Origin of the sequence: Nocardioides marmoribigeumensis, assembly GCF_031458325.1 — a bacterium.
Lineage (GTDB): Bacteria > Actinomycetota > Actinomycetes > Propionibacteriales > Nocardioidaceae > Marmoricola_A > Marmoricola_A marmoribigeumensis.
The window spans coordinates 660146-680814 of the sequence record NZ_JAVDYG010000001.1 but is presented as its reverse complement, the minus strand read 5'-3'; the positions used below and the strand labels follow the sequence as shown (position 1 = coordinate 680814).

The window sequence follows — 20669 nt, the reverse complement described above, 5'->3', positions numbered from 1 at the left end:
GCCCACGGTTATCGTCACTGACATGAGGCCCGTCACCGATCTGAAGCGCCGCGTGGCGCCGTTCGAGGTCATCTCGGACTACACGCCGTCGGGCGACCAGCCGACGGCGATCAAGGACATCACCGCCCGCATCCAGGGCGGGGAGCAGGACGTCGTGCTGCTGGGCGCCACCGGCACCGGCAAGACCGCGACGGTCGCGTGGGCGGTCGAGCAGCTCCAGCGCCCCACGCTGGTCATGCAGCCCAACAAGACGCTGGCCGCGCAGTTCGCCAACGAGCTGCGCCAGCTGCTGCCCAACAATGCGGTGGAGTACTTCGTCTCCTACTACGACTACTACCAGCCCGAGGCCTACGTCCCCCAGACCGACACCTACATCGAGAAGGACTCCTCGATCAACGAGGAGGTCGAGCGGCTGCGGCACTCCGCGACCAACTCGCTGCTCACCCGACGCGACGTGATCGTGGTGTCCACGGTGTCCTGCATCTACGGTCTCGGCACCCCGCAGGAGTACGTCGACCGCATGGTCCGCCTGCGCGTGGGCGGCGAGGTCGACCGCGACCAGCTGCTCCGCCGGCTCGTGGAGATCCAGTACACCCGCAACGACCACGCCTTCACCCGCGGCACCTTCCGGGTCCGCGGCGACACCCTCGAGGTCTTCCCGGTCTACGAGGAGATGGCCGTCCGCATCGAGCTCTTCGGCGACGAGATCGAGCGGCTGATGACCCTGCACCCGGTGACGGGGGAGGTGCTCACCGAGGACGAGGAGCTCTACATCTTCCCGGCGACCCACTACGTCGCCGGCCCCGAGCGCATGGAGCGCGCGATCCGCGGCATCGAGCTCGAGCTCCAGGACCGGCTGGCCGAGTTCGAGCGCCAGGGCAAGCTGCTCGAGGCCCAGCGCCTGCGCATGCGCACGCAGTACGACATCGAGATGATGCGCCAGGTCGGCAGCTGCGCCGGCATCGAGAACTACTCGATGCACATCGACGGCCGCAGCCGGGGCTCGGCGCCCAACTGCTTGCTCGACTACTTCCCCGAGGACTTCCTCCTGGTGGTCGACGAGTCCCACGTGGCGGTGCCGCAGATCGGCGGGATGTACGAAGGCGACATGTCGCGCAAGCGCAACCTGGTCGACCACGGCTTCCGGCTGCCCAGCGCGATGGACAACCGCCCGCTGCGGTGGGAGGAGTTCCTCGACCGCATCGGCCAGACGATCTACCTCTCGGCCACCCCCGGCCCCTACGAGCTCGACAAGGTCGGCGGCCTCGACAACGTGGTCGAGCAGATCATCCGGCCGACCGGGCTGGTCGACCCCGAGGTGGTGGTCAAGCCGACCAAGGGCCAGATCGACGACCTGATCCACGAGATCCGGGTCCGCGCCGACCGCAACGAGCGGGTGCTGGTCACCACGCTGACCAAGAAGATGTCGGAGGACCTCACCGACTACCTCCTCGAGGCCGGCATCCGCACCCGCTACCTCCACAGCGAGGTGGACACCCTGCGCCGCATCGAGCTGCTGCGCGAGCTGCGCATGGGGGAGTACGACGTCCTGGTCGGCATCAACCTGCTGCGCGAGGGTCTCGACCTGCCCGAGGTCTCACTGGTGACGATCCTGGACGCCGACAAGGAGGGGTTCCTGCGCTCCGACAAGTCGCTCATCCAGACCATCGGTCGTGCGGCGCGCAACGTGTCCGGCCAGGTGATCATGTATGCCGACAAGATCACCCCCTCGATGGAGCTCGCGATCGAGGAGACCAACCGGCGGCGGGAGAAGCAGGTCGCCTACAACAAGGAGCGGGGCATCGACCCGCAGCCGCTGCGCAAGAAGATCGCCGACATCACCGAGATGCTCGCCCGCGAGGAAGAGAGCACCGAGGAGCTGCTGCAGACCTGGCAGACCAGCACCACCGGCGGCAAGAACAAGGGCCAGCGCTCCCCGACGCCCGCGCTGCGCAAGGCCGACATCGGCCACGGGCGCGACCTGGCCGGCGCACCGAGCAGCGAGCTCGCCCAGCTCATCCAGGACCTGACCGACCAGATGAAGGCCGCGGCCGCGGAGCTGCAGTTCGAGCTCGCCGCCCGGTTGCGCGACGAGATCGGGGACCTCAAGAAGGAGCTGCGCCAGATGATGCAGGCCGGCGTGAGCTGACCGAGAAGCGGTCCTGCTCGCTGAGCAGCTTCTCCAGGCGGGCCTCGTCGACCTTGTTGACCAGGTACTTGTCGTCCTGCGCGTCGCGGACCACCTTGGCCAGCGTGAAGGACGAGGAGACCAGGAACAGCGCGGTCATGGCGAGGAAGGCGCGGATCCAGGGGTCGACCGGCAGGTAGATGATCGCGAAGATCAGGCCCACCAGGGCCACGCCGAAGGAGAGGCCTGCCTGGGCGAAGAAGGCGGCGGTGTTCTTGGTCGGAGCGGGTGTCGTCGTCATGGCTCCATGCTCGGCCGCGAGGCGGCGTCCGCGCATGGGTGCGCGTACTCAACCGTCCTGAGTGGTCTGCGAGACTTCCCGGATGGACGTTCCTGCCTGGGTGTGGTGGCTGACCCTCGGAGTGACCATCACCGTCCTCCTCCTCGACGTCGTCGTGATCGGCCGTCGCCCCCACGAGCCCTCCCGCCGGGAGCTGGTCGCGGCACTCGGCACCTACATCGGCGCCGCGGTGGTGTTCGGCATCGGGGTGTGGGCCCTCAGCGGGCCCCGCTACGGCAAGGAGTTCCTCGCCGGCTGGCTGACGGAGTACTCCCTGTCGGTGGACAACCTGTTCATCTTCATCATCATCATGAGCCGCTTCTCGGTGCCGCGGGAGCTGCAGCAGAAGGCGCTGCTGATCGGCATCGTGCTCGCGCTGGTGTTCCGCGGCCTCTTCATCGCGGTCGGTTCGGCGGCGATCCAGCAGTTCAGCTGGATCTTCTACGTCTTCGGTGCGTTCCTGGTCTACACGGGCGTCAAGCTCGCGCTCGAGGGCTCCGAGGACGAGGACGAGTTCGAGGAGAACCGCCTGGTCCGCTGGACCCGCAAGGCCCTTCCCCACACCGACGAGGGGGAGTGGGGCGGCGGCAAGGTCTGGGTGCGCGAGCACGGCCGGCTGCTGTTCACCCCGATGTTCGCGCTCATCGTCGCGCTCGGCACCACCGACCTGCTGTTCGCCCTCGACTCGATCCCGGCGATCTTCGGGCTGACCAGCGAGGCCTACCTCGTGCTCACCGCCAACGTCTTCGCGCTGATGGGCCTGCGGCAGCTCTACTTCCTCCTCGGCGGGCTGCTCGAGCGCCTGGTCTACCTCTCCTACGGACTCGCGCTGCTGCTCACCTTCATCGGCGTCAAGCTCGTGCTCGAGGCGCTGCACACCAACGAGCTCCCGTTCGTCAACGGCGGCGAGCACGTCTCGTGGGCGCCGGAGATCCCGATCGAGCTGTCCCTGGGCATGATCGTCGGGATCCTGGTCGTCACCACCGTCGCGAGCCTGTGGCGCTCGGGCGGGCTGCCGGACCGGGACGGCTCCCGGGCGTCCGAGCCCACGGAGTGACGAAGTGAACACTGTTTAGGTATGGCGGCGGGGATTCGTCCCGCCTACCCTTCTGACCTGCGATGACGCAGGTTCCGGACCCCTCTGGTCCGGCCCTTCCCAAAGTCGCACCCCTACCTGCGGGTGGGCGGTTACAGTGCGGCGGTGATGTGCCGCACGGGGGCGGGCTCCTCACCCGGAGTGCCTCCACGGACACCCGTTCGGGCGTGAGACCCCCTGCGGGAAACGAGAACATGTTCTAGTCTGTTCCGGAACTCGAGCTGGGCGGGCGGAGACGAGGGAGGCACGGTGGCGCTGTCGCTGTCGTCGACCATGCGTGGACCGGGCGAGATCGCCGTGATGGTCTACGAGGTCACCAAGCGCTTCGGTCGGCGACCGTTCCAGTGGGCCGAGTTCATCGAGCAGGCCTGGTTCGTCACCAGCGTCACCCTCATGCCGACGATCCTGGTGTCGGTGCCGTTCGGCGCGGTGATCTCGCTGCAGGTCGGCAACCTGACCGGACAGCTCGGTGCGGAGTCGTTCGCCGGCGCCACGGCGGTGCTGGCCACCGTGCGCGAGGCGGCGCCCATCGCGGCGGCCCTCATCATCTCCGGGGCCGCCGGCTCCGCGATCTGCTCCGACCTCGGGGCGCGCAAGATCCGCGAGGAGATCGACGCCATGGAGGTCCTCGGCGTCGACCCGCTCTACCGGCTGGTCGTGCCCCGCGTGGCGGCCACCGTCTTCGTCTCGATGATGATCATCGGCATCGTCATCGCGGCGGGCATCGGCGGCGGCTACTTCTTCAACGTCGTGGTGACCGGTGGCTCGGCGGGCTCGTTCCTCTCCTCCTTCACCACCCTGGCCACCCTCGCCGACCTGCTGATCGCGATCGTCAAGGCGGCGATCTTCGGCTGGCTGGCCGCCGTGGTCGGCTCCTACAAGGGCCTCAGTGCCGGCGGCGGTCCCTCGGGCGTGGGGCGGGCGGTCAACGAGGCCGTGATCATCACGTTCATGCTGCTGTTCTTCATCAACGCGCTGATCACGGCCGTCTACTTCCAGGTCGTCCCCCAGCAGGGGCTCTGAGATGTCAGCGTTGTCCGAGCTCGGCGCCGCCGTCGTCCGCGGCCGCAAGCGCCGCCTGATGGAGTACGGCGACCAGCTGCTCTTCTACGGCCGCGCGCTCGCCTGGACGCCGCGTGCGGTCCGTCGCTACAAGCGGGAGATCCTCAACACGCTCGCCGAGGTGGCCTTCGGGTCCGGGGCGCTGTCGATGATCGCCGGCACCGTGGGCGTGATCGCGTTCCTGTCGTTCTTCGCCGGCACCGAGGTGGGCCTGCAGGGCTACGCCTCCCTGAGCCAGATCGGCGTCTCGAAGTTCACCGCGTTCATCTCGGCCTACTTCAACACCCGCGAGGTGGCCCCGCTGGTCTCCTCCATCGCCCTGGCCGCCACGGTGGGCTGCGGCTACACCGCCCGCCTCGGCTCGATGCGGATCAGCGAGGAGATCGACGCCCTCGAGGTGATGGGCATCCCGTCGCTGCCGTTCCTGGTGACCACCCGGATGATCGCGGCCTTCCTGGCGGTCATCCCGCTCTACATCGTGGCGCTGTTCGCCTCCTACCTCTCGCCGCGGCTGATCACCGTCTACATCTTCGGTCAGTCCGCCGGCACCTACGACCACTACTTCCTGGCGTTCCTGCCGCCCCAGGACGTGATCTACAGCTTCCTCAAGCTGATCGTGCTCGCGGTGCTGATCATCCTGATCCACTGCTACTACGGCTACAGCGCGAGTGGCGGGCCGGCGGGCGTCGGCATGGCCGTGGGGCGGGCGATCCGCTCCTCGATCGTGACCGTCGTCGTCGCCGACTTCTTCCTCAGCTTCGCGATCTGGGGCTCCACGACCACGGTGCGGATCACGGGGTGAGCTGACCGTGTTCGTCATGCTGCGTCGGGAGAACGACGCCAAGGAGGAGGCCCGCCTCGTGGTGGCGGGCATCGCCTACCTCGTCGCGGTCGCGCTCCTGGGGGCGCTCTCGATCGCGATCTACACCAAGGCGTTCACCCACGTCACCACGGTGACCCTCGTGGCCGACCGGGCCGGCCTCCAGCTGGCGAAGTACGGCGACGTCCGCTACGACGGCGTGCTCGTCGGCCAGATCCGCGGCATCGACCAGACCGGCGACAAGGCGCGCATCACCCTGGCCCTCGACCCCGACGCGGCCCGGTCGCTGCCCCGTGACGTCGACGCCAGCATCATGCCGACCACGCTGTTCGGTCGGAAGTTCATCTCCCTCGACCCGCCGGCCCGGTCGGGCCCCGAGGGGATCAAGGACGGCACCGTCATCCCGCCCGAGCGGGTCACCACCTCGGTCGAGCTCGGGCGCGTGCTCGAGCGGCTGTTCCCGCTGCTGCGCACGGTCCGCCCGGCCGACCTCAGCGCCACCCTGGGTGCCCTCGCCACCGCCCTCAACGGCCGCGGTGCGCAGCTCGGCGACACCCTCGAGAAGCTCGACGGCTACCTCACCACGATGAACCCCCACCTGCCCGAGCTGCAGGAGGACCTCCGCCTCCTGGCCACCGTCACCTCGGCGTACGACGTCGCCGCGCCCGACCTGGTGCGCGCGCTCGGCAACCTGACCGTCACCTCCCGCACGGTGAAGGCCAAGCGGGCCGAGCTGGCCGGGCTGTTCAAGGCGGTCACCGACGTCTCGGACACCACCTCGACGGTGCTCGAGGACAACGAGGCCGCCGCCATCCAGGCCACCCAGTCCTCCAAGCCGATCCTCGGCCTGCTGGAGAAGTACGCCCCCGAGTACAACTGCCTGCTGCGCGGCGTCGCGGCCTACAAGCCGATCCTGATCAAGACCTTCGAGGGCGGCCGGGTCAAGCAGTTCGCCGAGTTCCCCACCACCCAGCGGCGCGGCTACGACCGGCGCGACCGGCCGGCGTACGACGACACGCGCGGGCCGCGCTGCTACGGCCTGCCCCACCACGTGCCGATCCCGTGGCCCGGGCTGGACCTGAGGAACGGCACGGACCTGGACTCCAAGAAGGGGCTGGGCAACTCCTACTTCCCCGGCGGGGCCGAGCCGGGTCCCTCGTTCCTCCAGGACCTCGTCCAGGCGTTCACCGGGCAGAGCTTCCCGGCGGGCATGGTCGACCCGGGCAACACCCGTGACGGGCGGCGGGCCAGCGCTGCGCTGCTGAGCACGCGCACGGGCCGCTCGGTGAGCCGCATCCCGGCCCTGTCGTCCTACATGTACGCCCCCATGACGCACGCGGGGGAGGGGGCGCCGTCGTGAAGGTGAGCCGTTCCGTCCTCGTCGCCGGCTCCAAGCTGGCCGTCTTCACCGTGGTCTCGCTCGTGGTCACCGGGACCCTCGTGGTGATCATGGGCAAGTTCGGCACCGGCGAGACCCGGGAGTACTCCGCGATCTTCCGCAACGCCAGCCTGATCAAGAAGGGCGACGACGTGCGGGTCGCCGGCGTCATCGTCGGCAAGGTGAGGTCGGTGGAGATCTTCCGCACAGACCAGGCCAAGGTCGGCTTCACGGTGGTCAAGGACCTGCCACTGACCACGCGCGCCGAGGTCGCCGTCCGCTACCTCAACCTGGTCGGCGACCGCTACCTGGCGGTCGAGCAGGGCGACGGCGCGTCGGCCGCGCCGCTCGAGCCGGGGGCCACCCTCCCGGCGACGCAGACCAGACCCGCGCTCGACCTGAGTGCGCTCTACAACGGGTTCGCCCCGCTGTTCAACGCCCTCGAGCCGAGCCAGATCAACCAGCTCTCGCTCAACATCGTCAAGGTCCTGCAGGGCGAGGGCGGCACGATCGAGGGCCTGGTCCGCGAGACCGCCTCGCTGACCACCACGATCGCCAACCGCGACCAGCTCGTGGGCCAGGTGATCGACAACCTCAACCAGACCCTCGGCACCGTCCAGGCCAAGCGCAGCCAGGTCGGCCAGCTGGTCACGCAGCTGCGCCGCTGGATGCACGGCCTGGCCGAGGACCGCGTCCAGATCGGCCGCTCGGTGGTCAACATCTCGAGCCTGACCGCGCTGCTCGCCGACCTCATCACCGACGGTCGACCGGTCCTCGAGCGGGACATCGCCCAGCTGCGGCGGCTGGCCGAGGTCCTGTCGCGCGACGAGACCCGCAAGGTGCTCAACCAGATCCTCACCAACCTGCCCGAGATGCTCGAGGACCAGACCCGCACCGGCACCTACGGCTCCTGGTACAACTACTACCTCTGCAGCTACCAGGCCGACATCACGCTGCCACGCGAGCTGGTCAAGGCGCTGCCGGCCCTCAAGCCGCTGGCCCAGCGGCTGCGCGACGTCCGCTACAGCTCGAGCGAGAAGCGGTGCCACCTGTCATGAGGCGCTACTCCAGCTCGCAGATCGTGCGCATCGGGACCATCAGCGTGGTGATGGCCCTGGTGGCGATGGCGCTCGCGCTCAACATCCAGAAGTTCCCCGGCATGCGGGGCACCGGCTACACCGCGCAGTTCAGCGACGCCAGCGGCCTGCACAAGGGCAACATGGTCCAGATCGCCGGGGTCGACGTCGGGCGGGTCAGCGAGATCGAGCTCAAGGGCAGCTACGTCGTGGCGCACTTCGACATCGACAACGGGGTCTCGTTCGGCGACGAGTCGACCGCGCAGATCGAGGTCCTCAACCTGCTCGGCGAGAAGTTCATCGACCTGCACCCCAAGGGCGGGAAGAAGGCCGAGGGCGGCTCGACCATCCCCCTGGCGCGCACCGACTCCAGCTACGACATCGTGAAGGTGTTCGGCGAGCTCTCCGACACCACCGAGCGGATCGACATCCCCCAGCTGCAGCAGGCGCTCACCACCGTCGCGGGCACGATGGACCGCACCAGCGACGACGCGGGGGCGGTCTTCGACGGCCTGTCGCGGGTCTCGCAGACCATCGCCTCGCGCGACGCGCAGCTCAAGCAGCTGCTCGCCCGGGCCAAGTCGGTCACGCGGCTCCTCGCCGAGCGCAAGGGCGACCTGGTCCAGGTGATCAAGGACGGCAACCTGGTCCTGGCCGAGCTGCGCGCCCGCCGCGCGGCGATCCACACGCTGCTGCTCAACACCGCCCAGCTCTCCCGGCAGCTCGGCGGCCTGGTCGACGACAACCAGAAGCAGATCGGCCCCATGCTCGCGGACCTGCACCGCGTCACCCAGACCCTGGTCAGGCGGCAGGGCCAGCTCCAGCGCGCGGTCCACGCGCTGGGCCCCTACACCCGCATCCTGTCCAACATCATCGGCACCGGCCCGTGGTTCGACGCCTTCGCGGTCAACCTCGGCACGATCGCCACCGAGAACAGCCCGCAGGTGGGTGGCTGATGGCGCGCTCCTTCTCGCTCCCGCGGCTCTCCGGCGCCCCTCGCCTGGTGGCGCTGCTGGTCGTCGGCCTGCTGGTGATCGCGACCTTCGTGATGCTCCGCGACAGCGGCGGCACGCGCACGGTGTCGGCCGACTTCAGCCGGGCCGTCCAGCTCTTCCCCGGGTCCGAGGTGCGCATCCTCGGCGTCCCGGTCGGCAAGGTCACCGCGGTCATCCCCGAGGGCAACACCGTGCGCGTCGAGATGGAGTACGACGACCAGTACAAGGTGCCCGCCGACGCGCAGGCGGTGATCATCACCCCGACGCTGACCGCCGACCGCTTCGTGCAGCTCACCCCGGCGTACACCAAGGGCGACGTGCTCGCCGACGACGCCGAGATCAAGGTGCAGGACACCGCGACCCCGATCGAGCTCGACCGCATCTACCGCAGCCTGGTCGACGTGACCCGCGCGCTCGGCCCCAACGGCGTCAACAGGGACGGCACGCTCAACCACGTGCTGACCGCCGGCGCGAAGTTCCTCAAGGGCCGCGGGGCGGCGGGCAACGCCACGATCGTCAACCTGTCCAAGGCGCTGACCACCTTCGGCGACGGCAGCGGCGACCTCTTCGCGTCGGTCCGGGCGCTCGACGAGTTCAGCGGCGCGCTCGCGGCCAACGACCGGTCGGTGAGCCAGTTCATGGACAACCTCGGCGCGGTCTCGACCCAGCTGGCGGGGGAGAAGGACGAGCTCAACGCCGTCCTCGACAGCCTCGCCTCGGTGCTCGGGCGGGTGCAGCGCTTCGTCAAGGACAACCGCGGCATGCTGGTCAAGGACGTCAAGGACCTCACCACGATCGTGAAGATCCTGGCCGAGGAGAAGGAGGCCCTGCGCAACGTCCTCGACATCGGCCCCTCCGCGATGGGCAACCTGGCGATCGCCTTCGACCCCAAGAGCGGCACGATCGGGTCGCGCCTGCGCACCGAGCCCAACCGGGCCAACCTCGACGGCCTGCTCTGCCTGCTGGTCAAGGGCGGCGGCATCCCGCAGGCCGGCACGGCGTGCAAGCTGTTCAAGGCCCTGTTGCGCCCGGTCCTCGACCAGGCCAACAGCAACGCCGCGGCCCCTGCCCCGGCCGCCGCCTCCGAGGGCGCGGTCGCGGTGAGGTACGGCGGCGCGCGCTCGGCCGACGACCTGTCCGGCCTGCTCGGGGGTGCGCGATGAGGCGGCTGGTCCGCGGCGGAGCGGCCGCCCTGGCGCTGGTGACCACGGTGGTGCTCACCGGCTGCGAGGCGACCGACCTCCCGCTGCCCGGCTCGCCGGTCGACAAGGACCACGCGATCTCCCTGACCGCGGAGTTCGACGACGTGCTCAACCTCGTGCCGCGCTCCCCGGTCAAGGTCAACGACGTGACGGTCGGGGAGGTGGTCGACCTCAAGCGCGTCGGGTGGCACGCCGAGGCGGTGCTGCGCATCCAGGACGACGTCGACCTGCCGTCACAGGTGACCGCCGACATCCGTCAGACCAGCCTCCTGGGCGAGAAGTACGTCGCGCTCGTGCCCGCCAAGGGGGCGACCAGCGGCAGGCTCGAGGACGGGGCCCGCATCCCGCTCGACGAGACCGGACGCAACCCGGAGCTCGAGGAGGTCCTCGGGGCGCTGTCGTTCCTGCTCAACGGCGGCGGCGTCGGCCAGCTGGCCACCATCACCCGCGAGATCAACGCGGTCTTCGACGGCCGGCAGGGCCGCATGCGTCACCTCCTCGGCGAGCTGCGCACCCTGGTCAGCGGCCTCGACGCCCAGAAGCAGGACATCCTCACCGCGATGGAGAAGCTGAACAGCTTCTCGGCCACGCTCAACAAGGAGAAGGGCACGGTCACCGCGGCCCTCGACGAGTTCCCCGGTGCGGTCAAGGTGCTGGCCGACCAGCGCAAGCAGCTGATGACGATGCTCGAGGCCCTCGACCGGCTCGGCAAGGTCGGCACCCGGGTGATCGGCGCGACCAAGGACGACCTGCTCGCGGACCTGCGCTCCCTGGAGCCCGTCGTGCGCGAGATCGCCGACGCCGACGACCAGATCCCGCCGGCGCTGGGGCTGCTGATCAGCTTCCCGTTCCCGATCGAGTCCAACGACATCGTGCACGGCGACTACGCCAACACCTCGATCGTCTTCTCGGTCAACCTCGACAACCTGTTCCAGAACTTCGCCGGCGGTGGCGGCGGCGGGGGTGGCGGCGGCAACGGCGGTGGCACCTGCGTGCCCGGCACGCCGCTGTGCGTCCCGCTCCCCGGTGGCGGCGGCACGCCGCAGCTGCCCGACCTCCCCGACCTGCCCGGCCCGGGCGGCTCGGGCGGTGGCTCGGGCGGTGGCTCGGGCGGTGGCTCGGGCGGGGGCCTGCTCGGCGGCCTGCTCGGCACCAACCGCACCTCGAGCTCGACCTCCCTCGGCCAGCTGCTGGGAGGTGGGCAGGCGTGACCAGCAGCGTGCGGCGCCGGCTGATCGCCTTCGTGGTGATCAGTGCCGTCGGCGTCCTCTACGCCAGCGCCAACTACCTCGGCCTGGTCGACCGCATCCTCGGGCGCGGCTTCACGGTGACCGCCGTGCTGCCCACCACCGGCGGGCTCTACGAGGGCAGCGAGGTGACCTACCGCGGCGTCCAGATCGGCAAGGTCCACTCGATGGTGCCGCGCGGCGACCAGGTCGCCGTACGCCTCGACCTGGAGGACCGGGCCCGGGTGCCCCAGGACAGCCCGATGTTCGTGCACAACGGGTCGGCGGTCGGCGAGCAGTACCTCGACTTCGAGCCGCCCTCGGACAAGGGGCCGTTCCTCGGCCAGGGAGACACGATCACGGGCAACGACGCCTCGATCCCCGTCGACGAGGGCGACCTGCTGGTCGACCTCAACAGGTTCGTCGGCTCGGTCGACCGGGCCAACCTCAAGACCACGATCAGCGAGCTCGGCGCGATGTTCAACGACACCGGTCGCCCGCTCGGCCACCTGATCGACGGCAGCGGCCGGTTGATCGACGCCGCCGACGCCAACCAGGCCCAGACGATCCGCCTGCTGCGCAACGGCCGCACGGTCCTGCGCACCCAGGCGGCCAACGCCGACAACATCAAGGCTTTCGCCTCCGGGCTCGCCGAGATCAGCGGGGCCCTGCGCTCGCGCGACCCCCAGCTGCGCCAGGTGCTCCAGGGCGGCCCCGGCGCGGCCCGTGAGGTGCAGGCGCTGATGAAGGACCTCGAGCCCACGCTGCCGGTGCTGCTGGGCAACCTGGTCACGGTCAACCAGGTCACGGTCGCGCGGCTCGCCTCGGTCGAGCAGCTGCTGGTGACCTACCCGGTGATCATCGCCTCGGGCTTCAGCGGCACGACCAAGGACGGCTACGGCCACGTGCACCTGGAGTACACCAACGACCCGCCCCCCTGCACCGCCGGCTACAAGCCCGAGTCGCAGTGGCGTTCGCCGCTCGACCTGCGCGACGCCCCGACGTACCTGAAGGCGCACTGCGCCTCGCCCTCGCCCTACACCTCGCGCGGGTCGAAGTACGCCCCCGCGCCCAAGACGCGCAGCTACCGCGTCGCGCCGTACGACCCCCGCACCGGTACGGTCGTCGGGACCCCCGACCAGGTCGTCGTCAGCGGCCTCGGGGCGAGCGACGTCTACGGGAAGGACGCCTGGAAGTGGATGCTCATCGGCCCCACGCTGGAGCAGTGACGGGCAGATGAGCCGGTCCCGTCGCTGGACGGGGTGGGTCGCGCTGGCCGCGCTGCTCGTCCCCGTCGTCCTGTCCGTCGCCGCCTGGGTGGTGCTGTCGCGCAAGGCCTCCGACGCCGAGGAGTCGGTCGCCGCGGACCGCGCCGCCCTCGACGCCGCCACGGCCCAGACGCTCAGCTGGGCGTCGGTCGACTACCGCAAGATCGACGACTTCGTCAGCCGGGTCGAGCAGGGAGCCACCGGCCCGTTCCTGCAGCAGTTCAAGCAGAGCGAGCAGCCCCTGCGCCGCCTGATCCAGCAGAACCGCTCGGTGCAGGTGCCCACCATCCCCAAGGACGGCGCGGCGCTGCTCGAGCGCCGGGGGAGCGAGGCCCGCGTCCTCATCGTCATGGACGCCGACGTGACCAACCGCAGCACCTCCACCCCCCAGCCGCGCCAGTACCGCCTCCAGGTCACCGTGACCCGGGTCGGCGGCCGCTGGCTCACCTCCAACCTGGAGTTCGTCGATGCCACCGCGTGAGCCGGGCGCCGGCGAGGTCCCGGCCGACAGCAAGGTCTGCCCCTACTGCGCCGAGGTGATCAAGGCCGCGGCCATCCGGTGCCGCTACTGCCACAGCGACCTCCCACCCGTCGAGGAGCCCGCGGTCGAGGAGCCTGCGGTCGAGCAGCCCCCGGTGGTCGAGCCCCCGGTGGTCGAGCCCCCGGTGGTCGAGCCCCCGGTGGTCGAGCCTGTCGAGACCACCCCGGACGGCACGAAGACCAGCCGGACGGCGGGCGGCGGGCCGTCCCGCCCGGTCGTGCTGGCCGCCTCGGCGCTGGCGCTCGTGCTGACCCTGGTCTTCGCCACGATGGCCTTCCTCGCCTGGCGCCACGAGCAGGACCTGCAGGCCGCCGACGACGCGGGCCGCACCGTGCGGGCGACGCTGCCGGAGAAGCTCCAGTCGGTCCTGAGCTACGACTTCCAGACCTTCGACGACAACCGGGCCAAGGCGCTGGCCCAGCTGACGCCGTCGTTCCGCAAGGACTACGAGGACACCCTCGACGAGATCGAGGAGCGGGCCCGCAAGCAGCGCCGCACGCAGGACGCCCAGGTCGTCGCGGTGGCGGTGGTGCGGGCCGAGCGCGACGAGGTGACCACCCTGGTGTTCATCAACCGCACGACCTCGACCGCCGGGTCCGACAAGCAGCAGATCCTGCAGGACCGCGCCAACGTGACCGTCGTACGTCGCGACGGGTCGTGGCTGATCGACGACATCTCGTTCCCCACCTCCTGAGGGAGGTGCCCGGAGCTCAGGACGTGCTAGGAAGAACCGCCGGAGTCGGATAGATTAGAACACGTTCTACATTCCGACTGAGCCATCCCCGACAGGGTTCATCGACAGGCGGACGAGCGTGACCACAGCCACCCACGAGCTGGACCTGCTGATCATCGGGGCGGGTCCGGTGGGCCTCTACGCGACGTACTACGCCGGCTTCCGCGGGCTCAGCGTCGGCGTGGTCGACTCGCTGCCCGAGCTCGGTGGGCAGGTCACCGCGATGTACCCCGAGAAGGACATCCTCGACGTCGCCGGCTTCCCCGTGGTCAAGGGCAAGGAGCTGGTCGCCGGGCTGGTGGAGCAGGCCGCGACCGCCTCGCCGCTCTACCTGCTCGGCCGCACCGCCACGCACCTGGTCAGCGACGAGGCCTCCGGCACCGTCACGGTCACCATCGGCGAGGACGAGCAGGTCGTGGCCAAGGCGGTCATCATCACCGCCGGCATCGGCAAGTTCTCCCCGCGTCCCCTGCCAGCGGCCGAGGGCTGGATGGGCGACGGCGTGGCCTTCTTCGTCCCGAGCTTCGACGGCTACGTCGGCAAGGACGTCGTCATCGTCGGCGGCGGCGACAGCGCCTTCGACTGGGCGCTCGCGCTCGAGCCGCTGGCGGCCTCGGTCACGCTGGTCCACCGCCGGGACGCGTTCCGCGCCCACCAGGCGACGGTCGACAAGGTGCTGGGCTCCTCGGTGCGGGTCATCACCAACGCCAACGTCGCGCAGCTCATGGGCGAGGGGCGCGTGACCCACGTCGAGGTCGAGCACGTGAAGACCAAGGAGAGCGAGACGCTCCCGGCGCAGGCGGTGGTCGCGGCCCTGGGGTTCGTCGCCGACCTCGGCCCGATCCAGCAGTGGGGGCTGGAGACCGACAAGCGCCACATCGTCGTCGACTCCACCACCGCGACCAACCTGCCGCGGGTGTTCGCCGCCGGCGACATCAGCGACTACCCCGGCAAGGTGCGGCTCATCGCCGTCGGCTTCGGGGAGGCGGCGACCGCGGTCAACAACGCCGCGGTGACGATCAACCCCGAGGCCCACCTCTTCCCGGGCCACTCCTCGGAAGGATGAGATGAGCAGGTCTCGACAGGCGGTCGCGATGAGCGAGCAGGAGGTCCAGGACTTCCTCGGCGCCCACATCAAGGTCCAGGTCGCCACCGTCGGCAAGGACGGCGCGCCCCACCTGACCACGCTCTTCTACGTGGTGCAGGACGGACGCATCGCGTTCTGGACCTACGGCACCTCCCAGAAGGTCAAGAACCTCGAGCGCGACCCGCGCATCACCGCCCTGGTCGAGACCGGCAGCGACTACGCCGAGCTGGCCGGCGTCTCGATCCAGGGCACGGCCGAGCTGGTGCGCGACCCCGACGGGATCCGCCGCATCGGCAGCGCCGTCGTGACGGCGATGGCCGGGGGTGCCGACCTCGGCGACCTCGGCCGCGACATCGTCGAGCAGCAGGTGGCCAAGCGGGTCGGCATCGTGATCACGCCCGACAAGGTCGCCAGCTGGGACCACAGCAAGATGAAGGCCCTGCCCGGACAGGGCTGAGGCATCGAGACAGGAGAGATGAGCTGATGAAGGTCAAGGCCGACTTCGACCTCTGCGAGTCCAACGCGATCTGCGTGGGCATCGCACCCGACGTCTTCGAGGTGGACGACGACGACTACCTGCAGATCCTGACCGACGAGGTCACCGACGAGAACCGTGCCCGAGTGGAGCAGGCCGTGGCCTCGTGCCCCAAGGCCGCGCTGAGCATCGTCCCGTGAGCGGAGCGAACTCCAGGCACAGGCGCTTGGCTCCGCCGTCCAGCGCAGCGAAGGCGGTGGAAGCGTGAGTGATCTCAGCCTGGACGGGCGGGTCGCGGTCGTCACCGGCGCCGGCGCCGGCCTCGGCCGCGCCGAGGCGGAGGCCCTCGCGCAGGCAGGCGCGCACGTCGTGCTCAACGACCTGCCCGGTGCCGCCGACGAGGCGGTCGACGCGATCCGCGCCGCTGGCGGCTCGGCGGAGGCGGTGGCGGGCGACGTGGGCGAGCGGTCGACGGCCGACGCGCTGCTCGCCGCGACCGCGGAGGCTCGCGGGCGGCTCGACATCGTGGTCAACAACGCAGGGGTGACCCGCGACCGGATGCTGTTCAACATGTCCGACGAGGAGTGGGACACCGTCATCCGCATCCACCTGCGCGGCCACTTCCTGCTGGCCCGCAACGCCGCCTCCCACTGGCGCGCGGTGGCCAAGGAGACCGGCGCCCCGACGTACGGCCGGATCGTCAACACCTCCAGCGAGGCGTTCCTCTCCGGCTCCCCGGGCCAGCCCAACTACGCCGCCGCCAAGGCCGGCATCACCGCGCTGACCCTGTCGGAGGCGCGCGGGCTGGGCCGGGTCGGGGTGACCGCCAACGCGATCTGCCCCCGGGCCCGCACGGCGATGACCGCCGGGGTCTTCGGCGAGACCGACGACTCCGGGGCCGAGGTCGACCCGCTCTCGCCCGCCCACGTCGCGCCCCTGGTGGCCTACCTCGCCTCGCCCGCCGCGCAGGCGATCAGCGGCCAGGTCTTCGTGGTGTACGGCGGGATGGTCGCGCTGGTCGCGGCGCCCACGGTCGAGCAACGCTTCGACGCCTCCGGGTCGACCTGGGACCTGGCCGACCTCGACAAGCAGGTCGGAAGCTACTTCTCCGACCGTGACCCGGCGATCTGCTTCGCCGCTGACAGCATCATGCGACTGGAGGTCTGAGGACGTGACGGGCAACGGGGGACCCAACCGACAGGGCGGCCGGCTGGCCGGCAAGGTCGCGATCGTGACCGGTGGCGCGCAGGGCCAGGGGGCGGCGATCTGCCGCCACTTCGTGGCCGAGGGCGCCCGGGTCGTGGTCGCCGACATCGCCGACGACGCGGGCAAGCTGCTGGCCGACGAGCTGGGCGAGGCCGCGGTCTTCGTCCACCACGACGTCTCCGACGAGGAGAGCTGGCAGGCCTGCGTGGCCACGGCGACCGAGGCGTTCGGGCCGGTGACCACGCTGGTCAACAACGCCGGCATCCTGGCGTTCGCCGACCTCACGACGATGCCGCTGGAGGACTTCGAGCGGATCTTCTCGATCAACGTGCGCGGCTGCTTCCTCGGGATGAAGACGGTCGCGCCCGTGATGGCGGCCAACGGCGGCGGCTCGATCATGAACACCTCGTCGGTGGAGGGCCTGGCCGGCATGGCGACGCTCGTGGCCTACACCGGCACCAAGTTCGCGATCCGCGGCATGACCAAGGCCGCGGCCATGGAGCTGGGCCCGAAGGGCATCCGGGTCAACTCGGTGCACCCCGGCATGATCGACACCGGCATGACCCGCGGCTACGCCGGCGACGCCGGCATGGAGTGGGGCGCGAGCCGGGTGCCGCTCAAGCGCGTGGGCGTGCCCGAGGACCTCGCGCCGATGTACGTCTTCCTGGCCAGCGACGAGAGCTCGTTCTCGACCGGCGCGGAGTTCGTCGCCGACGGCGGCTGCACGGCCACCCACGCCTTCGGCGGCTGAGGCGCTGTCGTCTGCTCCCCGCCGGGGTCAGTCGGGCGGGCGGGGCTTGCTCAGCCGGGGGTGGAACACCGTGGTGGGGGAGTCCTCGCCGACCTCCCCGAGGGGTCCGGAGGGCGGGTCGCGGTGGCGCAGGCGGGGGGCCACGGGCCGCTGGGCCCGGCGCAGCCGCAGCTGCCGGCGCAGCCGCTCGTCGGGGTCGAGCTCGCGGATCAGACGGCGGACCGTCGCCGTGGTGTAGGCCACCAGCTCCACCATGGCCGGGTCGGTGGTGGTCTCCATCCGGGCCTGGAGCTCCAGGTGGAGCTCGCGCAGCTCGGTGACCCGGGTGCGGAGGGCGGTGAGGCTGCGCGTGCTGTCCTCGGCGGAGCCCATCGCGTCGTCGGCCACGGTCTGGCCGAACGCGTCGACGGCGTCCGCGAGCACGCGGCACACCCGGGCTCCGGTGCTGCGCAGGCCGGGGTCGGTCGAGGTGGTGTCGTCGGCAGCCAGGAAGGCGGCGGCGTCGGCGAAGGCCCGCAGCAGTCCGCGGATCGACACCGCGCTGTGCTCCAGCGCCTCCAGCCCCTGGCGCAGGCCGGGGCCCCGGTCGGCCTTGCCCACGGCACGCACGTTGAGGCGACGGCTCTGCTCCGCGCGCAGCAGGGCCGACCCGGCGTCGGGGATCCGGTGGGTCACCTGCCGGACCTGCCCCAGGAACCGGTCGGTCAGGCGCACCAGGTCCTCGGGGGAGCCGTCGGAGCCTTCCAGGTCGCCGGCCGCGCCGCGGAGCAGGTCGGCCAGCGAGTTGGCCATGTCGTCGATCGCCGTCCCGGCGTCCGCGCTGGCGACCTTGGGCGGCCACGCCAGGTTGGCCACCACCCCGACCCCGGCTCCGACCAACGTCTCCAGGACCCGGTCACTGGCCGCGGACTCGGTGGCCAGCGAGCCCACCCCCAGCACGAGCATGGCGCTGATCGGGACCTCGAGCAGGTTGTGGCGCAGCCGCAGCACCTGGCCGAGCAGCAGCGAGACCAGGATGACGACCCCGAGGCTCCACCACGTCAGCGGGACCAGCGCGGAGACCCCGATCGCGACGGAGACGCCGAGGACCACCGAGACGACCCGGTCGATCCCGCTGGCCAGCAGGCTCCACGGCGTCACCTGCACGACGAGCATGGCGGTCAGCGGCGAGAGCAGCGGGGTGGAGCCGGGGAACAGGGCCAGCGCCACGACGTAGCTCGCGACCGCGGCCACCGTGATCCGCAGCGACCACAGCGTGCCCGAGCGCCCGCGCAGGCGCAGCCGCGCGAGCTGGCCGACCACGGTGGTGCGCCATTGCCCTTGCACGAGTCATGGATACCGCGTGGGTGGGCCCAGACCAAGCCGCCCGGTTCGACCGGTCACCTAGCGTGGGGCCATGACGACAGCCTTCGTGCTCGGTGGTGGTGGTGTGCTCGGTGCCGCCGAGGTGGGCATGCTCCAGGCGCTGCTGGAGGCCGACGTCCAGCCCGACCTGGTGCTCGGCACGAGCGTGGGTGCCCTCAACGGCGCGCTCGTGGCGGCGTACCCCGGCGACGAGGTGGTCCGACGGCTCACCGAGCTGTGGCGCGCCGCCACGAGCGAGGAGATCTACCCCGACGGCGTGCTCCGGCAGGTCCGGCGGGCGGTCAGCACCGGCACCCACCTGCACTCCAGCGCCCCGCTGCGCAGGCGGATCGAGGCCGAGCTGGGGGAGCGCACGTTCGGCGACCTGCTCGTCCCCTTCCAGTGCTGCGCCGCCTCGATCGAGCGCGCCGCGGAGCACTGGTTCACCGAGGGCCGGGTGGTCGACGCGGTGATGGCCTCGGCCGCCGTCCCCGGTCTCCTGGAGCCGGCCGAGGTGGACGGTGAGCACTACCTCGACGGCGGCATCGTGAACTCGATCCCGCTGGGCCGGGCGGTGGCGCTCGGGGCGGACCGGGTCTTCGTGCTCCAGGTCGGCCGGGTCGAGCGCCCGCTCACCCTGCCGCGGCGGCCGTGGGAGGTCGCCCGGGTCTCGTTCGAGATCGCGCGCCGGCACCGCTTCCACCGCGAGCTCGCCGAGCTGCCCGACCACGTCGAGGCCCACGTGATGCCGTCCGGTGGCGGGTCGGCCGCCGACGACTCCCTGCTGGCCTACCGCCGCTTCGGCGGGGTCACGGACCGCATCACCCGGGCGTACGACGCCTCGCGGGCCTACCTGGAGCGGTCGCTGTGACCGAGCGCTACGTCCCGACCTGGTCGCCGCGCTGGTGGGTGCGGGGGGCGCGCCGCGCCGTGACCGGCAGCCTCGTGGTCGGGCTGACCGTGCTGCTCCTGGGGTTCGTGCCGGTGGCCCTGCTCGCGGCCGCGGCGCTGTCGCCGTTCGTGCCCGGGCAGTGGCGTCCGCTGCGGCTGCTGTGGATCGCGGTCGTCCAGGCGGTGCTGGAGAGCCTCATGCTGGTCGCGCTGTTCGGCTTGTGGATCGCCTCGGGCCTGGGGTGGAAGCTGCACGGGCCACGCTTCGAGCGCGCCCACTACGTCCTGGCGCGGTGGTATCTCGTGGTGTTCTTCCGCGAGTGCCGCCGGGTCCTGCGGCTCAAGATCAGCACCGAGGGGCCGACCCCCGACGCGCGGCCCGGCGACCCGCTGCTGGTCTGCTGCCGACACGCGGGGCCGGGCGACTCGTTCGTGCTGATGTACGCCCTGCTGCACTGGTACGACCGCGAGCCCCGCGTCGTCCTCAAGGAGACCCTGGCCTGGGACCCCATGGTGGACACGCTGCTCAACCGTGTGCCGAGCCGCTTCATCTCCGCAGGCGACGCCGACGTCGAGCAGGCGATCGCCGGCCTGGCCGCCGACCTCGACGAGGACGACGCGTTCGTGATCTTCCCGGAGGGCGGCAACTTCACCCCCCGCCGCCGCCACACCCGCATCGCCCGCCTGCGGGAGAAGGGCCTGCACGGCATGGCCGAGCGTGCCGAGGGGATGCAGCACGTGCTCGCACCCCAGCCCGGTGGCCTGCTGGCGGCCCTCGACGCCGCCCCGGACGCCGACGTGATGCTCGTGGCGCACACGGGGTTGGAGCACCTCGTCACCGTCCGTGACGTGTGGCGCGAGCTGCCGATGGACAAGGAGATCCTCATGCGGTGGTGGCGAGTGCCACGGGCCGAGGTGCCGACCGACCGTGACGAGCGGATCGACTGGTTGTTCTCCTGGTGGGAGGACATCGACCGGTGGGTCGACGAGAACCGTCCCCGTGACCTCGAGCCGCTGCGACTGCGCGTGCGTCGCCGATCCACCCGCTGA

21 protein-coding genes are annotated in these 20669 nt (G+C 70.9%); 19 read left to right on the top strand and 2 right to left on the bottom strand.

Features of this window, described 5'->3' with window-relative positions:
* Window positions 1–22 precede the first annotated feature (22 nt).
* Entirely contained in the window at window positions 23–2149 is a 2127-nt protein-coding gene (gene uvrB, locus J2S63_RS03350) for an excinuclease ABC subunit UvrB (RefSeq protein ID WP_310298581.1), read from the top strand.
* Here uvrB and J2S63_RS03345 read toward each other — a convergent pair.
* Window positions 2106–2429 (bottom strand): YiaA/YiaB family inner membrane protein, encoded by a 324-nt coding sequence (locus J2S63_RS03345; protein ID WP_310298578.1) that lies wholly within the window; start codon window positions 2427–2429, stop codon window positions 2106–2108. The genes uvrB and J2S63_RS03345 overlap by 44 nt on opposite strands.
* A gap of 82 nt (window positions 2430–2511) precedes the next feature.
* Here J2S63_RS03345 and J2S63_RS03340 point away from each other — a divergent pair, with 82 nt between their 5' ends.
* The 16 genes from J2S63_RS03340 (at window position 2512) to J2S63_RS03265 (ending at window position 17384) form a co-directional block, all read left to right on the top strand.
* A complete protein-coding gene (locus tag J2S63_RS03340; protein ID WP_310298574.1) occupies window positions 2512–3525 on the top strand; it encodes a TerC family protein in 1014 nt (337 codons plus the stop codon).
* Between the two features lie 288 nt (window positions 3526–3813).
* Window positions 3814–4587, top strand: a complete 774-nt coding sequence (locus tag J2S63_RS03335) for an MlaE family ABC transporter permease (protein ID WP_425573298.1) — start codon at window positions 3814–3816, stop codon at window positions 4585–4587.
* 1 nt (window position 4588) lies between these two features.
* Window positions 4589–5428, top strand: a complete 840-nt coding sequence (locus J2S63_RS03330; RefSeq protein ID WP_425573297.1) for an MlaE family ABC transporter permease — start codon at window positions 4589–4591, stop codon at window positions 5426–5428.
* A 16-nt stretch (window positions 5429–5444) separates the two neighbouring features.
* Window positions 5445–6806 (top strand): MCE family protein, encoded by a 1362-nt coding sequence (locus tag J2S63_RS03325; RefSeq protein WP_310298572.1) that lies wholly within the window; start codon window positions 5445–5447, stop codon window positions 6804–6806.
* On the top strand, window positions 6803–7882 hold the full coding sequence (locus tag J2S63_RS03320) for an MCE family protein (protein WP_310298569.1): 1080 nt from the start codon (window positions 6803–6805) through the stop codon (window positions 7880–7882). Before J2S63_RS03325 ends, J2S63_RS03320 begins: the two co-directional genes overlap by 4 nt.
* The gene (locus J2S63_RS03315) at window positions 7879–8856 is read left to right on the top strand and encodes an MCE family protein (protein ID WP_310298565.1); all 978 of its coding nucleotides are present in this window, start codon (window positions 7879–7881) and stop codon (window positions 8854–8856) included. Before J2S63_RS03320 ends, J2S63_RS03315 begins: the two co-directional genes overlap by 4 nt.
* On the top strand, window positions 8856–10058 hold the full coding sequence (locus J2S63_RS03310) for an MCE family protein (RefSeq protein WP_310298563.1): 1203 nt from the start codon (window positions 8856–8858) through the stop codon (window positions 10056–10058). The genes J2S63_RS03315 and J2S63_RS03310 overlap by 1 nt, the downstream gene beginning before the upstream one ends.
* Window positions 10055–11308, top strand: coding sequence for an MCE family protein (locus J2S63_RS03305; RefSeq protein ID WP_310298561.1), 1254 nt, complete (start codon window positions 10055–10057; stop codon window positions 11306–11308). The genes J2S63_RS03310 and J2S63_RS03305 overlap by 4 nt, the downstream gene beginning before the upstream one ends.
* A complete protein-coding gene (locus J2S63_RS03300; protein WP_310298559.1) occupies window positions 11305–12552 on the top strand; it encodes an MCE family protein in 1248 nt (415 codons plus the stop codon). The genes J2S63_RS03305 and J2S63_RS03300 overlap by 4 nt, the downstream gene beginning before the upstream one ends.
* Window positions 12553–12559: 7 nt before the next feature.
* Complete coding sequence (locus J2S63_RS03295) at window positions 12560–13072, top strand: Rv1363c family protein (RefSeq protein ID WP_310298557.1); 513 nt, start codon at window positions 12560–12562, stop codon at window positions 13070–13072.
* Window positions 13059–13826: a hypothetical protein gene (locus J2S63_RS03290; protein ID WP_310298555.1), complete on the top strand. Its 768-nt coding sequence runs from the start codon at window positions 13059–13061 to the stop codon at window positions 13824–13826. The genes J2S63_RS03295 and J2S63_RS03290 overlap by 14 nt, the downstream gene beginning before the upstream one ends.
* 118 nt (window positions 13827–13944) lie before the next feature.
* Window positions 13945–14931 (top strand): NAD(P)/FAD-dependent oxidoreductase, encoded by a 987-nt coding sequence (locus J2S63_RS03285; protein WP_310298553.1) that lies wholly within the window; start codon window positions 13945–13947, stop codon window positions 14929–14931.
* Between the two features lies 1 nt (window position 14932).
* Window positions 14933–15409, top strand: coding sequence for a pyridoxamine 5'-phosphate oxidase family protein (locus J2S63_RS03280; RefSeq protein WP_310298551.1), 477 nt, complete (start codon window positions 14933–14935; stop codon window positions 15407–15409).
* A gap of 26 nt (window positions 15410–15435) precedes the next feature.
* Window positions 15436–15627, top strand: coding sequence for a ferredoxin (locus J2S63_RS03275; protein ID WP_310298549.1), 192 nt, complete (start codon window positions 15436–15438; stop codon window positions 15625–15627).
* 64 nt (window positions 15628–15691) lie between these two features.
* Window positions 15692–16594, top strand: coding sequence for a 3-oxoacyl-ACP reductase (locus J2S63_RS03270; RefSeq protein ID WP_310298547.1), 903 nt, complete (start codon window positions 15692–15694; stop codon window positions 16592–16594).
* 4 nt (window positions 16595–16598) lie between these two features.
* The gene (locus J2S63_RS03265) at window positions 16599–17384 is read left to right on the top strand and encodes a glucose 1-dehydrogenase (protein ID WP_310298544.1); all 786 of its coding nucleotides are present in this window, start codon (window positions 16599–16601) and stop codon (window positions 17382–17384) included.
* Window positions 17385–17411: 27 nt separating this feature from the next.
* On the opposite strand, the gene J2S63_RS03260 is transcribed toward J2S63_RS03265, so the two are convergent.
* Window positions 17412–18710 carry an FUSC family protein gene (locus J2S63_RS03260; protein WP_310298542.1) on the bottom strand — a complete coding sequence of 433 codons (1299 nt, stop codon included), beginning with the start codon at window positions 18708–18710 and terminating at the stop codon, window positions 17412–17414.
* Window positions 18711–18780: 70 nt separating this feature from the next.
* On the opposite strand from J2S63_RS03260, the gene J2S63_RS03255 reads away from it, so the two are divergent.
* Both J2S63_RS03255 and J2S63_RS03250 read left to right on the top strand, forming a co-directional pair.
* Window positions 18781–19599 carry a patatin-like phospholipase family protein gene (locus J2S63_RS03255; protein WP_310298540.1) on the top strand — a complete coding sequence of 273 codons (819 nt, stop codon included), beginning with the start codon at window positions 18781–18783 and terminating at the stop codon, window positions 19597–19599.
* Complete coding sequence (locus tag J2S63_RS03250) at window positions 19596–20669, top strand: 1-acyl-sn-glycerol-3-phosphate acyltransferase (RefSeq protein ID WP_310298538.1); 1074 nt, start codon at window positions 19596–19598, stop codon at window positions 20667–20669. Before J2S63_RS03255 ends, J2S63_RS03250 begins: the two co-directional genes overlap by 4 nt.

Excerpts from the sequence above, each read along its gene's own strand:
- J2S63_RS03255 (WP_310298540.1), top strand. The coding sequence starts at position 18,781 with ATGACGACAGCCTTCGTGCTCGGTGGTGGTGGTGTGCTCGGTGCCGCC.
- J2S63_RS03295 (WP_310298557.1), top strand. The coding sequence starts at position 12,560 with ATGAGCCGGTCCCGTCGCTGGACGGGGTGGGTCGCGCTGGCCGCGCTG.
- J2S63_RS03310 (WP_310298563.1), top strand. The coding sequence starts at position 8,856 with ATGGCGCGCTCCTTCTCGCTCCCGCGGCTCTCCGGCGCCCCTCGCCTG.
- J2S63_RS03325 (WP_310298572.1), top strand. The coding sequence starts at position 5,445 with ATGCTGCGTCGGGAGAACGACGCCAAGGAGGAGGCCCGCCTCGTGGTG.
- uvrB (WP_310298581.1), top strand. The coding sequence starts at position 23 with ATGAGGCCCGTCACCGATCTGAAGCGCCGCGTGGCGCCGTTCGAGGTC.
- J2S63_RS03345 (WP_310298578.1), bottom strand. The coding sequence starts at position 2,429 with ATGACGACGACACCCGCTCCGACCAAGAACACCGCCGCCTTCTTCGCC.
- J2S63_RS03315 (WP_310298565.1), top strand. The coding sequence starts at position 7,879 with ATGAGGCGCTACTCCAGCTCGCAGATCGTGCGCATCGGGACCATCAGC.
- J2S63_RS03340 (WP_310298574.1), top strand. The coding sequence starts at position 2,512 with ATGGACGTTCCTGCCTGGGTGTGGTGGCTGACCCTCGGAGTGACCATC.
- J2S63_RS03280 (WP_310298551.1), top strand. The coding sequence starts at position 14,933 with ATGAGCAGGTCTCGACAGGCGGTCGCGATGAGCGAGCAGGAGGTCCAG.
- J2S63_RS03330 (WP_425573297.1), top strand. The coding sequence starts at position 4,589 with ATGTCAGCGTTGTCCGAGCTCGGCGCCGCCGTCGTCCGCGGCCGCAAG.
- J2S63_RS03290 (WP_310298555.1), top strand. The coding sequence starts at position 13,059 with ATGCCACCGCGTGAGCCGGGCGCCGGCGAGGTCCCGGCCGACAGCAAG.
- J2S63_RS03305 (WP_310298561.1), top strand. The coding sequence starts at position 10,055 with ATGAGGCGGCTGGTCCGCGGCGGAGCGGCCGCCCTGGCGCTGGTGACC.
- J2S63_RS03275 (WP_310298549.1), top strand. The coding sequence starts at position 15,436 with ATGAAGGTCAAGGCCGACTTCGACCTCTGCGAGTCCAACGCGATCTGC.